The organism is Streptomyces omiyaensis (assembly GCF_014650895.1).
Classification (GTDB): Bacteria; Actinomycetota; Actinomycetes; order Streptomycetales; family Streptomycetaceae; genus Streptomyces; species Streptomyces omiyaensis.
Genome location: NZ_BMVV01000021.1, coordinates 103,203 through 115,749 on the forward strand (window position 1 = coordinate 103,203; position 12,547 = coordinate 115,749).

Consider the following 12,547-nt stretch of genomic DNA (forward strand, 5'->3'; position numbering starts at 1 on the left):
CGAGTCGACGACCTAGTCTTCGCAACTCACCGCTATCCAAGGGACGTTCACCCATGAAGCTTCGCAACGCCTCCGCGGCCGCCGCGGCCGCCGTCGTCCTCGCCCTGACCGCCACCGCCTGTGGCACCGGCTCGGACTCCGGCAGCAACGGCGACAAGATCACCATCGGCATCAAGTTCGACCAGCCGGGCCTCGGCCTGAAGACCCCGGACGGCTCGTACGCCGGCTTCGACGTCGACGTCGCCAAGTACGTCGCCAAGGAGCTGGGTTACGACGAGGGCAAGATCACCTGGAAGCAGGCCCCGTCCGCCGAGCGCGAGAACCTCATCAAGAACGGCGACGTGAAGTTCGTCGTCGCGAGCTACTCGATCAACGAGAAGCGCCTGAAGGAGGTCGACTTCGCGGGTCCGTACTTCCTGACCCACCAGGACCTGCTGGTCCGTGCCGACGACACCTCGATCACCAAGGTCGAGGACCTCAACTCCAAGAAGCTCTGCTCGGTCACCGGCTCGACCTCCGCGCAGAACGTCAAGGAGAAGCTGGCCCCGCAGGCCGACCTCCAGCAGCTCGGCGGCTACTCCGAGTGCCTGACCGGCCTGGAGAACAAGGCCGTCGACGCCCTCACCACGGACGCCTCCATCCTCGCGGGCTACGCCTCGCAGAAGGAGCACCAGGGCAAGTTCAAGCTCGCGGGCCTCTCGATGAGCGACGAGAACTACGGCATCGGCCTCAAGAAGGGCGACTCCGACCTCAAGGGCAAGATCAACAAGGCCCTGGAGAAGATGGTGTCCGACGGCACCTGGGACAAGCTCGTGAAGCAGCACTTCGGCCCGTCCGGCTACAAGAACGAGCCGGCCCCGAAGATCGCGGGCTGACCTCGCCCCTCACCGTGACGGCCGCCCCCGCGGGGTGCGGCCGCCACGGCACCCCCGGCCGCTGCCGACGCACCGGCCGTCCGACCGACCGACCACCAGGGGAGAGCGCGGGGCATCGTGTTCGACTTTCTTGATTCCGGGCAGTACGACCTGCTCGGCGCCTTCTGGGTGACGGCTCAGCTCGCCCTCTACTCGGCGATCGGCTCGCTGGTCTGGGGCACCGCCCTGGTCGCCATGCGGGTCAGCCCGGTCCCGCTGATGCGCGGCTTCGGCACCGCGTACGTGAACCTCGTCCGCAACACCCCGCTGACCGTGGTCGTCGTGGCCTGCTCCTTCGGCCTCAACCAGACCCTCCAGGTCACGCTCGGCGGCGACGACTTCAAGGAGATCGGCTTCCGGCTCGCGGTGCTCGGACTCACCGCGTACACCGGCACCTTCGTCTGCGAGGCGCTGCGCTCCGGCATCAACACGGTCCCGGCCGGCCAGGCGGAGGCGGCCCGCGCCCTGGGCATGAGCTTCACCCAGGTCCTGACCCTGGTGGTCCTGCCGCAGGCGTTCCGCGCGGCGATCACCCCGCTCGCCAACGTGCTCATCGCCCTCACCAAGAACACCACGGTGGCGGCGGCGATCGGCGCGACCGAGGCGGCGCTCCTGATGAAGGAGATGATCGAGAACGAGGCCCAGGCGCTCTTCACCGTCTTCGGGATCTTCGCCTTCGGCTTCATCGTCCTGACCCTCCCCACCGGCCTGGTCCTGGGCTGGGCGGCCAAGCGACTGGCGGTGAAGCGGTGAACTCCGTCCTCTACGACGTCCCCGGCCCCCGGGCCAGGCAGCGCAACGTCGTCTACACGATCCTCTTCCTCGTCGCGCTGGGTCTGGTGGCCTACTGGGTCCTCTCCGCCATGGCGGACAAGAACCAGCTGGCGGCGGAGAAGTGGAGCCCGTTCGTCACCGACTCCCAGGTCTGGACGACGTACCTGCTGCCCGGTCTGGCCGAGACGCTGAAGGCCGCCGCGCTCTCCATCCTCATCGCGCTCCCGCTCGGCGCCGCCCTGGGCATCGGCCGGCTCTCCGACCACCGCTGGGTGCGGGTCCCGGTCGGCGCGGTCGTCGAGTTCTTCCGGGCCATCCCGGTGCTGCTCCTGATGATGTTCGCCAGCGCCGTCTACGCCCAGTTCACGCCCGTCAGCTCCGACTTCCGCCCCCTGTACGCGGTCGTCACCGGCCTGGTGCTCTACAACGCCTCCGTCATCGCCGAGGTCGTCCGCGCCGGCGTCCTGTCGCTCCCCCGGGGCCAGGGCGACGCGGCCGTCGCGCTCGGCATGCGCAAGGGCCAGACCATGCTGTACGTGCTGCTGCCGCAGGCCGTCACGGTCATGCTGCCCGCCCTGGTCAGCCAGCTCGTCGTCATCGTGAAGGACACCGCGCTCGGCGGCGCGCTGCTCGGCTTCGGCGAGCTGCTCAGCCAGAACCGGCAGATCACCGCGAACTACGGCGCCAACACGATCGCCGCCTTCACGGTCATCGCCCTCGTCTACATCGTGCTCAACGCCCTCCTCACCCACCTCGCCGCCCGCCTGGAGAGGCGACTCCGCCAGGGCCGCAGGGCCGCCGCGGTGAAGGACGTCGCCCCGGTCACGAACGTCGAGATGGGCGGGGCGAACGCCGGCGGCGTCTGAGCCCCGCCCCTACGACCACCACCCCGACCGGCCCGGTTTCCCCCAAGTTCCGCGCCCGTCCACTTCCGGCCCCGTCGCCCTCCCCCGGACCGCATGCCTCCGGTGAAAGCGGCGGGGCCGGAGGTCCTGGTGGGACGCGGAGCGGTACGAGAGGCACCCGCCCCGCCCGGGAACGGCCCTGACCGGACATCAGGCGCACCACGCCCACCGCGTCACTTGACGCAAAACACCCTGAGTGGGTTGCATACGGTCTGTGATCAAGCACCGGGCCCATGCCACACTCTGCTGTGCTGCCCCTCTGTCCGTCCGGCCTCCAGGAGCCGCGCCGTGGACCCGGTGATCATCGTGGGCGCGGGGCCGGTCGGCCTCGCGCTCTCCCTCGCGCTCGCCGCGCAGAACGTGCCCAGCGTCGTCCTCGACGAGACCTCCGGCAAGGAGGAGCCGCGCCCCGCGCGGACCGTCGTGCTCCGCGCCGACACGGCCGCCCTCGTCGAGCGGCTGGGCTGTGCCACCGTCCGTGACGAGGGCCTGCGCTGGGTGGGCTGGCGCGGGATGCGCAAGCGCCACCAGACCCGGCAGGTCGCCTTCGACCTGGGGCTCGGCGGCACCGAGGAGTGGTCGGAGGACCCGGCGTCGCCGGCCGCGCCGGCCGCCCCCCTGCACATCCCCCAGCACGCCCTGGCCCGCGGCCTGCGCGACGCCATCGCCCGCGAACCGCTCGTCCGGCTCGTCACCGAGGCCCGCCTGGACGCGGTCGAGCAGGACCGCGCCGGAGTCACCGCCCACACCCGCGGCCCGGACGGCACCTGGTGGCGCGGCAGCCACCTCGTGGGCTGCGACGGCGCCCGCTCGACCGTCCGCAAGCTGCTCGGCGTCCGCTTCCCCGGCCGCACCGCGGTCGAGCGGCACGCGGTCGCCGCCCTGCGCACCGAACTCCCCTGGCCCGGCGAGGCCCTGCTGCACCGTCAGCCCCCGTGGCGCGGGGCAGGCGAGGAGATCAGCGCCCGTCCGCTGCCGGACGGGGTGTGGCGGATCGACTGGCTGCTGCCGCCGCGCGGCGAACTCGTCACCCCGGACGCCCTGGTGGCCCGGATCCGCGAGACCCTCGCCGGCTGGTGCGACGGCACCACGCCGCCGTACGAGCTCCTCGACACCGGCGTCCACACCCTGCACCACCGGCTCGCCCGCCGCTGGCGCGTCGACCGGGTGCTGCTCGCCGGGGACGCGGCCCACCTGCTGGGCGCGATCGGCACCCAGGGCCTCGACGAGGGCCTCCGGGACGTCGACAACCTCGCCTGGAAGCTCGCCCTCACCTGGCACCGCGCCGCCCCGGACGCCCTGCTCGACAGCTACCAGAGCGAGCGCCGGGCGGCGATCGCCGCCCGTCTGCGCGCGGCCGACCAGGCCCTTCCGGTGCTCCGCGGCGGCGGCGGGCTGCGCGGCTACCTGCCGGGCGTGACCCGCGGCCACGACGCCCTGCTGACCGACGGCCACCTGGGGCGCGGCCCGCTGGGGGCCTCTCCGGCCTACCCGCACTCGCCGCTCGCCGCGCCGTACGCCGAGGGCATGGTCCCGGTGGGCACCCCGCTCGGCGCCCCCGTCGAGGACGTCCGGGTGACGGCCCCCGACGACACCACGGTACGGCTCCGGGACCGGCTGGGCCGGGCCCGGCTGCTGGTCCTGCTCGTCGCTCCCGGCTCCGGCGTGTGGGAGCGGCGGCACTGGCGGACCGCCGGGCTGATGCCCCGCCTGGAGGAGGCCGCCGAGGCGCTTCCGGTGGCGTCGGAGGTCCTGGTGACCGACGCCTACCCGGGCGCCCCGGCCCACGCGGTCCTGCTGATCCGTCCCGACGGGCACCTGGTCGCCGCCTTCGCCGGCGTGCTGCCGGAGGAACTGCACGCGGCGGCGGAGGCCGCCCGCGGCAGCGTCCCCGAGGAGTCCGCGCCGCCCGCCGGCCCGGAGCGGGGCCGCCGTGCCCTCCCTCCGGGGGAGGCCCGGTCGGCCCTGCCCCCGGGGCGGACCCGGTCGGCCGCCACCCGGGAGGAGGACGCTCCGGAGGGGGCCCGCACGGCCCCGCACGGGGGAGGGGGGCGCCCCGGGGGCTCCGGCGCGGGCCCGACGCCCGACGCGGCGCCCCGCGCCGCGAGCGGTGCCCCGAGCGGTGCGGCGACCGGCGCCGCGACCGGTGCCGCCGCCGGCTCCACGACCGCTGCCGCCTCGGGGAGCGCCGCCGGTGCGGCCGGCTCCGGTGCGCCCGGCCCCGGGGACGGCAGGAGGGCCTCGCAGGCCCTTTCCCCGCAGGGTTCCGGCGACGGCGAGCGGCCCCCGGCCGCCGTCTCCGCCGAGGTCCCGGCGCCGGCCGAGGCGTCCCGGGGACACGACCGGACTGCGGACGTCCATTGATTCGCGCGGGCGCGCGTGGTGTACTCCGGAACGTGACCGACACCGATGTGCGCCTGTGGCGGAGGGTCCATATGGACCTGATCCGCTATGCGGGCTGCGTGTGTCGCCCGTCCTTCTGAACTCGCTTCCCTTCCCCCCGCGCGCCCCGCCCCGCGCCGGACGTCCGTCCGGCGCGGTGACCTCGGTGTCCCCCGGACCTCCCGCCGGTTCCTCCCGGCGGCGCGGCGCGCACCCCAGCGATTCCAGGACGGTCACCCGTGCCCGCGTCTTCTGTCACCCCCTCCCCCGTCGCCGCCCGGGCGGCCGCCGGCCCGCCGACGGCCGCCGAACTGCTCGACTTCGCCCGCCGCACCGCGGCCGACCAGGCCCTGGTCGACTCCCTCCCGCTCGATCCGGAGGGCCGTACCTGGGTCCGGCTGGACGGTCCCGGCGGCAGCGAGGCCTGGCTGATCGGCTGGCCTCCCGGCACCGGCACCGGCTGGCACGACCACGCCGAGTCCTTCGGCGCCTTCGCCACCGCCCGCGGCAGCCTCACCGAGCACGCCCTCGCCGTACGCCTCCCGGCGGGCGGCTGGAAGACCCTGGAGCTGGCCGAGGACCTCGACCGCTCCCGCCGTCTCGGCGCGGGCGACGGGCGCGCCTTCGGCCGCGACCACCTCCACGAGGTGCTGAACCCCTCGCCCGACACCCATGCGGTCTCGGTCCACGCCTACTACCCGCCGCTCCCGCTGATCCGGCGCTTCAGCCGGACGGGCGCGGTGCTCCGCCTGGAGCACGTCGAGCGTCCGGAGGACTGGCAGTGAGCACGGACCACGTCGGCATCGACGAGCTGCTGGAGCGGGTGCGGTCCGGCCTGGACCGGGTCGACGCCCACGCGGCGTACGAGCAGTACGAGGCGGGGGCGGCCCTCCTGGTCGACACCCGCTACGCGGCCCTGCGGGAACGGGACGGTCTGGTGCCGGGCGCGCTGGTCGTGGAGCGGAACGAGCTGGAGTGGCGGCTCGATCCGCTGGGCAGCCACCGGTCCCCCCGGGCGACCGGCCACGACCTGCGGGTGATCGTGTTCTGCAACGAGGGCTACGCCTCCTCGCTGGCGGCGGAGTCCCTCCGTCGGCTGGGCCTGCACCGCGCGACGGACCTGATCGGAGGCTTCCAGGCCTGGAAGGCGGCGGGGCTCCCCGTCCTCCTCCCGGCCGGCCGGTCGGCCCTCTGACCCGTCCCCTCTCCCCCGGCGCGGCGCCCGCCCTCCCCCAGGCGGGGCGCCCGGGCCTCGCCCCCTCCTCCGGCACGCCCCCCGCGTGCCGTCGGACCGTCCCCCCGGGCCGGTCCGGGACGGAGGGTGCTAGTAGCCCTCCTCCAGGCCGTCGGTGGACTCGCCCTCCTCCTCCAGGGCCTGGCGGACGACCCGCAGGGCCATGCCCTCCGGGTACCCCTTGCGGGCGAGCATGCCGGCCAGGCGTCTGAGCCGGCGGTCGCGCTCGAGACCGCGGGTGGCGTGGAGCTTGCGCGCCACCAGTTCGCGGGCGGTGGCCTCCTCCCGTTCGGAGTCCAGCTGCCCGATGGCCTCCTGCACGAGGCCCGGGTCGACGCCCTTGGTCCGCAGCTCACGGGCGAGGGCCCGGCGGGCGAGGCCCCGCCCGTGATGCCGGGACTCCACCCAGGCGTCCGCGAAGGCCGCGTCGTCGATGAGGCCGACGTCCTCGAAGCGGGCGAGGACCTCCTCGGCGACGTCGTCGGGGATCTCCCGCTTGCGCAGCGCGTCGGCCAGCTGCTTGCGCGTGCGGGGGGTTCCGGTGAGCAGGCGCAGACAGATCGCCCGCGCCCGCTCCGCCGGATCCTGGGGTGACGGCTCCTTCTCGGCCCTCGACGAGTCGGGGCCGTCACCCGGCCATTCGGTGCGACCGGTCACCGGTTCAGCTCTTGGCCGCGGTGGCCTTGGTCGCCTTGACGGTCTTCACCGCCGTGGCCTTGGCGTCGTCCGCGCCGGCCGCGTCCGCCGCCTCGGCGGTGTCGGTGGCCGCGTCGGCCTTCGCCGCGTCGGGCCGGACGCCGACGCCCAGCTTCTCCTTGATCTTCCGCTCGATCTCGTTGGCGAGGTCGGGGTTGTCCTTCAGGAAGTTGCGGGCGTTCTCCTTGCCCTGGCCGAGCTGGTCGCCCTCGTAGGTGTACCAGGCACCGGCCTTGCGGACGAAGCCGTGCTCCACGCCCATGTCGATCAGACCGCCCTCGCGGCTGATGCCCTGGCCGTAGAGGATGTCGAACTCGGCCTGCTTGAACGGCGGGGCGACCTTGTTCTTGACGACCTTGACGCGGGTGCGGTTGCCGACCGCCTCCGTGCCGTCCTTGAGGGTCTCGATGCGGCGGATGTCGAGGCGCACCGAGGCGTAGAACTTGAGGGCGCGGCCACCGGTCGTGGTCTCCGGCGAGCCGAACATCACGCCGATCTTCTCGCGGAGCTGGTTGATGAAGATCGCGGTGGTCTTGGACTGGTTGAGCGCGCTGGTGATCTTCCGGAGCGCCTGGCTCATCAGACGGGCCTGGAGACCCACGTGGGAGTCGCCCATCTCGCCCTCGATCTCCGCGCGCGGGACGAGCGCGGCGACGGAGTCGATGACGATGAGGTCGAGGGCGCCGGAGCGGACCAGCATGTCGACGATCTCGAGGGCCTGCTCGCCGTTGTCCGGCTGGGACAGGATGAGGTTGTCGATGTCGACGCCGAGCTTCTTGGCGTACTCGGGGTCGAGGGCGTGCTCGGCGTCGACGAAGGCGACCTGTCCGCCGGCCTTCTGCGCGTTGGCCACGGCGTGCAGGGTCAGGGTCGTCTTGCCGGAGGACTCCGGGCCGTAGATCTCCACGACACGGCCGCGCGGCAGACCGCCGACGCCGAGCGCGACGTCGAGGGCGGTCGAGCCGGTGGAGATCACCTCGATCGGCTCCTGGGTGCGGTCGCCCATGCGCATCACGGCGCCCTTGCCGAATTGGCGTTCAATCTGTGCGAGCGCGGCGTCGAGCGCCTTCTCGCGGTCGGTTCCTGCCATGGGTTCCACCCGGTTTGCTTGAGTCGATCGCTTCATGTGAAAGACGCTAACCCCTGCCACTGACAACGGGCTCCCGCGTCCCTCCGACCTGTGGACAACTCGCCGAGATGCCCGCGATTCCCAGGGCCGGAACCTTCATAAGAATAGATGTTCGATTTTCGTGTCAAGCGCGCCACGCGCACCCTGTGGACAACCTCCGGCCCCATGCGGCACCCCCCGCCCACCTCCCACCGCTCCCCCACCCCCTCCCCCTCCCCCTACTCGTCCCCGCCCCCGCCCCAGCTCGGATCGGACCCCGGGCCCCCGCCGGCCCCCGCCGCCGCTTCCCCCTCGGCTCGGGAGAGGGCCTCAGCGATCATGCGGGTGGCGAAGTCGCGGTCCCCGGCGATCCGGTTGACGTGCTCGGCCAGCAGGAGGGCGGTGGCCTCCAGGGCCGTCATCTCCTCCTTGGTCCACTCCCCGTACGGGCGGCGCCAGAGACTGGGGCTCAGCCCCGTGCCCGCCGCGATCACCAGTCCGGCCATCGTGGGGATCGCCTCGGGGCTGACGCTGCGGGGCATCATGCGCAGGGTGGTCACGAGGCTGGGCACCACGTGCCCGATGACGTCCCGGTCGCGCCCCTCGTGGACCCCGCGCAGCCACTTCATGAACATGAAGACGAGCGTGCAGGCGCCGTCCAGCAGGTCGTGGACGCCTTCCAGATCCAGGGACGCCGTGTACTGGTCGAGCAGCTTCTGCCGTTCGGGGTCGGTCCCGGTCCTGCCGTCGTGGACGGCCTTGAGACGGGAGTCGATCACCATGAGCGCCCCGTCCACGTCACCGGCGGGGGCGTGGCGGGGTCGCAGGGCGATGACACGGGCTTCCTCCTCGTGGGACCGCCTCGGCGCGGTCAGTCCGTACGGCAGGAGGCTGGTCGGACGGATTCCCGAAGATCACCGGAAACGACCTTCAGACGACTGAACGGGACCCGGCGCGTTGACCGGCGGGACACGCGCCGGGCACCCCTCCCCCTCCGACCGCTCCACGGCCTCCCGCCCCGACCGCTCCCGCCCGCCCCGGGTCAGCCCACCGGCAGCAGGTCCGGACGCTTGGCCGCCCGGCCGTCCCCGGAGGAGCGACCGCGCAGACGGCGCCCGATCCAGGGACCGAGGAACGAACCGGCCCAGACGAGTTCCCCGGCGGCGGCGCGCACCCCGCTCGGGAGCGGAAGCGGCGGCAGCGGCCGGGTCCAGGAGTCGTCGCTGCCGGGCAGGGCGAGCACCTCGGCGACCGCGGCCGCGATGCGCGCGTGCCCGAGCGGCGAGGCGTGCAGCCGGTCGGCGCTCCACATCCGCGGGTCGGTGACGACCTCGGGGCGGGCGGTCTCGGCGACGGTCACGCCGTGGCGGCCGGCGGCTTCCCGGATCCGCTCGTTCAGGGCGTGGACGCGGGGCGCGAGGGGGCGGGCCAGCGGGGTGATCCGGCCGACGTCGGGGAAGGTCAGGGTCACCACCCGGGCGCCCTGCGCGGTGAGGGCCTCGAAGACGGCCTCCAGGTGGCCCGCCGTCCCGTCGGCGTCGAAGCCCGGCCGGAGCAGGTCGTTCACGCCCGCGACGACGGTGGCCAGGTCGGGGCGGAGCGCGAGGGCGGCCGGGAGCTGCTCCGCGCGCACCGCGGCCGCCAGGCGGCCCCGCACGGCGAGGTTGGCGTACCGCAGGCCGGGCCCGGTCCGGTCGAGGTGCTCGGCGAGCCGGTCGGCCCAGCCGCGCAGCCCGGTGCGGTCGTCGCCGTCGCCGACCCCCTCGGTCTGACTGTCACCGAGGGCCACGTACCGCCGGTACCCGTGCGCGCTCATCCTTGGACCGCCTCCCCTACCCCACCCAACACCTATTCAATTTATTTACCATAGAGGAAGCGGTGGCGTGCCGCCCGCCGGTCGGCCGGTCACTCCTCCCCGGAGCTCCCCGACGCCTCCTTCTTGTGCTGGAGGGCCTTCTGGAGCCGGGCCACGACCGCCTCGCCGTAGCGCCGGTGGCCGTGGACCCGGGGGTCGTCCGTGACGTCGTACCGCTTCACGTACGCCCCGAGGAAGGCCTGGAGGGTGGCCACGGCCGGGATGGCGATCAGCGCGCCGACCGCGCCGAGCAGGGCGGTGCCCGCGATGACCGAGCCGAAGGCCACCGCGGGATGGATGTCGACGGTCTTGGAGGTGAGCTTCGGCTGGAGGACGTAGTTCTCGAACTGCTGGTAGACCACGACGAAGCCGAGCACCCACAGCGCGTACCAGGGGTTCACCGTGAAGGCGATCAGCATCGGCAGCGCGCCCGCCAGGTAAGTGCCGATGGTGGGGATGAACTGCGAGACGAGACCGACCCAGACGGCGAGGGCGGGGGCGTAGGGCACGTCGAGGATCTCGAAGAGCACGAAGTGCGCGACGCCGGAGATGAGCGCCATCAGCCCGCGCGAGTAGAGGTAGCCGCCGGTCTTGTCGACCGCGATCTCCCAGGCGCGCAGCACCTCGGCCTGGCGCGCGGGCGGCAGGACGGAGCAGAGCGAGCGGCGGAGCCTCGGCCCGTCGGCGGCGAAGTAGAAGGCGAAGAGGAAGATGGTCAGCAGTCTGAAGAGCCCGCCGAGGACGGTCGCGGAGACGTCGAGGACGCCGGTGGCGCTGTTCTGCACGTACTTCTGCAGCCAGTCCGAGTTGAGCACGCTGTCCTGGACCTCGACCCGGGAGAGCTCGGTGTGGAAGGTCTCGTTGATCCAGTTGATCAGCGAGTCGAGGTACTGGGGGAAGTTCTCCACCATGTCGACGATCTGGCCGGCGAGCATCGAGCCCAGCAGCACGACGAAGCCGACGCCCGTGACCAGCACGCCGAAGAAGACGAGGAAGGTGGCGAGCCCCCTGCGCATGCCGCGCGCCGCCATGCGGCCGACGGCCGGTTCGATGGCGAGCGCGAGGAAGAAGGCGAGCAGGATGTTGACGAGCAGGCCGACGAGTTGGTGGAAGGCCCAGTTGCCGAGCAGGAAACAGGCGTAGAGGGCGAGGGCGAGGACCATCGCGCGGGGCAGCCAGCGGGGCATCCGCGCGCCCGGCGCGTGAGCGGTGGGGAGGTGTCCCGAGGGGGGCGGTCCGCCGGGGGCGCCGGGGTCCGCCGCGAGGACGCCGGGGTCGGCGGCGGGGACGCCGGGCGGCGTGCTCGCCCCGGCCGGCGCGGTCCGGGCGGCGGGCGTCGCGGGGGTCTTCCGGGAGGACTTCTCGGTCTCGTCAGTCGGGGCCACCCCGCAAGTCTCGCGCACCCGGCGGACAATCCGTCCGGCTCCCGGCGGATCGGCCCCGCCCGCGGCTCAGCGCTTCTCGGCCGGCACGTCCATGGCGCCGCAGACCGCCCGCCACACGTCCTTGGCCTCCCAGCCGGCGTCCAGCGCCTCGTGGACGGTCCGGCCGCCCAGTTCGGACAGCACGTGGTCACGCGCGAAGGAGTCCGCGTACCCGGAGCCGAAGTGGTCGGCCATCCGCTCCCAGAAAATCGTCAACCGCATGACCCCAGTATCCCGCTCCCAAGAGTGCAGCCCGCCCGCCGGGGCTTGTCACCACGCGGTTCCGCCCTACGGTCGGAACATGGCCGAAAACACCCTCTCCTCCCCGTCCTCTCCCCCGGCGGCCCCCGGGTCGCCGCTCGCCCGCGCCGAGCGGTTCGTCTGGCTGACGGCGCGGGTGCTCGAACAGCGCCGGTTCGCCTACCACTTCCTGCGCGGCGGCGCGGACCCGGTGGAGGCGGCCCTGACCGCGTACCTCGACGAGGACGGCGGTTACGGCCACGGGCTCGAACCGGATCTGCGCGGTCCGGTCAGCCAGCCGCTGCACACCGCCCACGCGCTGCGGGTCCTCGACTCGATCGGGCGCTGCGGCGGACCGCGGGTGGAACGGATCTGCCGCTATCTGACGGCCGTCTCCACCCACGAGGGGGCGCTCCCCGCGATCCACCCCTCGCAGCGCGACTACCCCTCGGCGCCGTTCGTCCCGGTCGTCGACGACCCGCCCGGAGAACTGCTCTCGACGGGGCCGGTGGTCGGCGCGCTCCACCGCAACCAGGTCTGGCACGCCTGGCTGTTCCGGGCCACCGAGTTCTGCTGGGCGGCGGTGGACGGGCTGGAGAAGTCCCATCCGTACGAGGTGCAGGCGGCGGTCGCCTTCCTCGACTCGGTGCCCGACCGGCGGCGGGCCGAGGCGGCGGCGGACCGGCTCGGGCGTCTGGTGCGCGAGCAGCGGCTCGCCGTGCTCGACCCGGACCGGCCCGGGGAGTTCCCGGTGGCCGACGGGTACGCGCCCGGCGAGCACCACTATCCGCACGACTACGCGCGCGTGCCGGGCTCCCTGGCCCGCGGCTGGTTCACCGACGAGGAGGTGTCCCGCTCACTGGACTTCCTCGCCGCGGAGCAGGCCGAGGACGGGGGCTGGCCGATCCGGTGGCGGGCCTGGGCGCCCGGCAGCGCCCTGGAATGGCGGCCGATCGTCACGATCGAGGCCCTGCGCACCCTGCGTGCCTACGGGCGCCCGCTGGACGGCTGAGGC

General features: G+C 73.5%; 14 protein-coding genes. 8 read left to right on the top strand and 6 right to left on the bottom strand.

What is annotated here, in order from left to right:
* The first annotated feature begins 53 nt into the window (after positions 1 to 53).
* From IE287_RS28310 to IE287_RS28335, 7 genes are all read left to right on the top strand, one after another.
* On the top strand, positions 54 to 875 hold the full coding sequence (locus tag IE287_RS28310) for a glutamate ABC transporter substrate-binding protein (protein WP_189852054.1): 822 nt from the start codon (positions 54 to 56) through the stop codon (positions 873 to 875).
* Positions 876 to 992: 117 nt separating this feature from the next.
* On the top strand, positions 993 to 1,667 hold the full coding sequence (locus tag IE287_RS28315) for an amino acid ABC transporter permease (RefSeq protein ID WP_189852055.1): 675 nt from the start codon (positions 993 to 995) through the stop codon (positions 1,665 to 1,667).
* Positions 1,664 to 2,554, top strand: a complete 891-nt coding sequence (locus IE287_RS28320; RefSeq protein WP_189852056.1) for an amino acid ABC transporter permease — start codon at positions 1,664 to 1,666, stop codon at positions 2,552 to 2,554. The genes IE287_RS28315 and IE287_RS28320 overlap by 4 nt, the downstream gene beginning before the upstream one ends.
* 327 nt (positions 2,555 to 2,881) lie before the next feature.
* Positions 2,882 to 4,957: an FAD-dependent monooxygenase gene (locus IE287_RS28325; RefSeq protein WP_189852057.1), complete on the top strand. Its 2,076-nt coding sequence runs from the start codon at positions 2,882 to 2,884 to the stop codon at positions 4,955 to 4,957.
* Between the two features lie 47 nt (positions 4,958 to 5,004).
* Positions 5,005 to 5,076: a putative leader peptide gene (locus IE287_RS39515; protein WP_350813796.1), complete on the top strand. Its 72-nt coding sequence runs from the start codon at positions 5,005 to 5,007 to the stop codon at positions 5,074 to 5,076.
* A 138-nt stretch (positions 5,077 to 5,214) separates the two neighbouring features.
* Positions 5,215 to 5,760 carry a cupin domain-containing protein gene (locus tag IE287_RS28330; RefSeq protein WP_189852058.1) on the top strand — a complete coding sequence of 182 codons (546 nt, stop codon included), beginning with the start codon at positions 5,215 to 5,217 and terminating at the stop codon, positions 5,758 to 5,760.
* A complete protein-coding gene (locus IE287_RS28335) occupies positions 5,757 to 6,170 on the top strand; it encodes a rhodanese-like domain-containing protein (RefSeq protein ID WP_189852059.1) in 414 nt (137 codons plus the stop codon). Before IE287_RS28330 ends, IE287_RS28335 begins: the two co-directional genes overlap by 4 nt.
* A gap of 129 nt (positions 6,171 to 6,299) precedes the next feature.
* Here IE287_RS28335 and recX read toward each other — a convergent pair whose 3' ends face one another.
* The 6 genes from recX to IE287_RS28365 all read right to left on the bottom strand — a co-directional run bounded on the left by recX (position 6,300) and on the right by IE287_RS28365 (position 11,514).
* Positions 6,300 to 6,866: a recombination regulator RecX gene (gene recX, locus IE287_RS28340; RefSeq protein WP_189852060.1), complete on the bottom strand. Its 567-nt coding sequence runs from the start codon at positions 6,864 to 6,866 to the stop codon at positions 6,300 to 6,302.
* A 4-nt stretch (positions 6,867 to 6,870) separates the two neighbouring features.
* Positions 6,871 to 7,995, bottom strand: coding sequence for a recombinase RecA (gene recA / locus IE287_RS28345; protein WP_189852061.1), 1,125 nt, complete (start codon positions 7,993 to 7,995; stop codon positions 6,871 to 6,873).
* Between the two features lie 257 nt (positions 7,996 to 8,252).
* On the bottom strand, positions 8,253 to 8,795 hold the full coding sequence (locus IE287_RS28350) for a hypothetical protein (RefSeq protein ID WP_229883788.1): 543 nt from the start codon (positions 8,793 to 8,795) through the stop codon (positions 8,253 to 8,255).
* 260 nt (positions 8,796 to 9,055) lie between these two features.
* Positions 9,056 to 9,829, bottom strand: coding sequence for an SGNH/GDSL hydrolase family protein (locus IE287_RS28355; RefSeq protein WP_189852062.1), 774 nt, complete (start codon positions 9,827 to 9,829; stop codon positions 9,056 to 9,058).
* Between the two features lie 89 nt (positions 9,830 to 9,918).
* Positions 9,919 to 11,055 carry an AI-2E family transporter gene (locus IE287_RS28360; RefSeq protein WP_189852086.1) on the bottom strand — a complete coding sequence of 379 codons (1,137 nt, stop codon included), beginning with the start codon at positions 11,053 to 11,055 and terminating at the stop codon, positions 9,919 to 9,921.
* Between the two features lie 264 nt (positions 11,056 to 11,319).
* Positions 11,320 to 11,514: a DUF3046 domain-containing protein gene (locus tag IE287_RS28365; protein WP_189852063.1), complete on the bottom strand. Its 195-nt coding sequence runs from the start codon at positions 11,512 to 11,514 to the stop codon at positions 11,320 to 11,322.
* Between the two features lie 79 nt (positions 11,515 to 11,593).
* On the opposite strand from IE287_RS28365, the gene IE287_RS28370 reads away from it, so the two are divergent.
* Positions 11,594 to 12,544 carry a hypothetical protein gene (locus IE287_RS28370; RefSeq protein ID WP_189852064.1) on the top strand — a complete coding sequence of 317 codons (951 nt, stop codon included), beginning with the start codon at positions 11,594 to 11,596 and terminating at the stop codon, positions 12,542 to 12,544.
* The last annotated feature ends 3 nt before the right edge of the window (positions 12,545 to 12,547 follow it).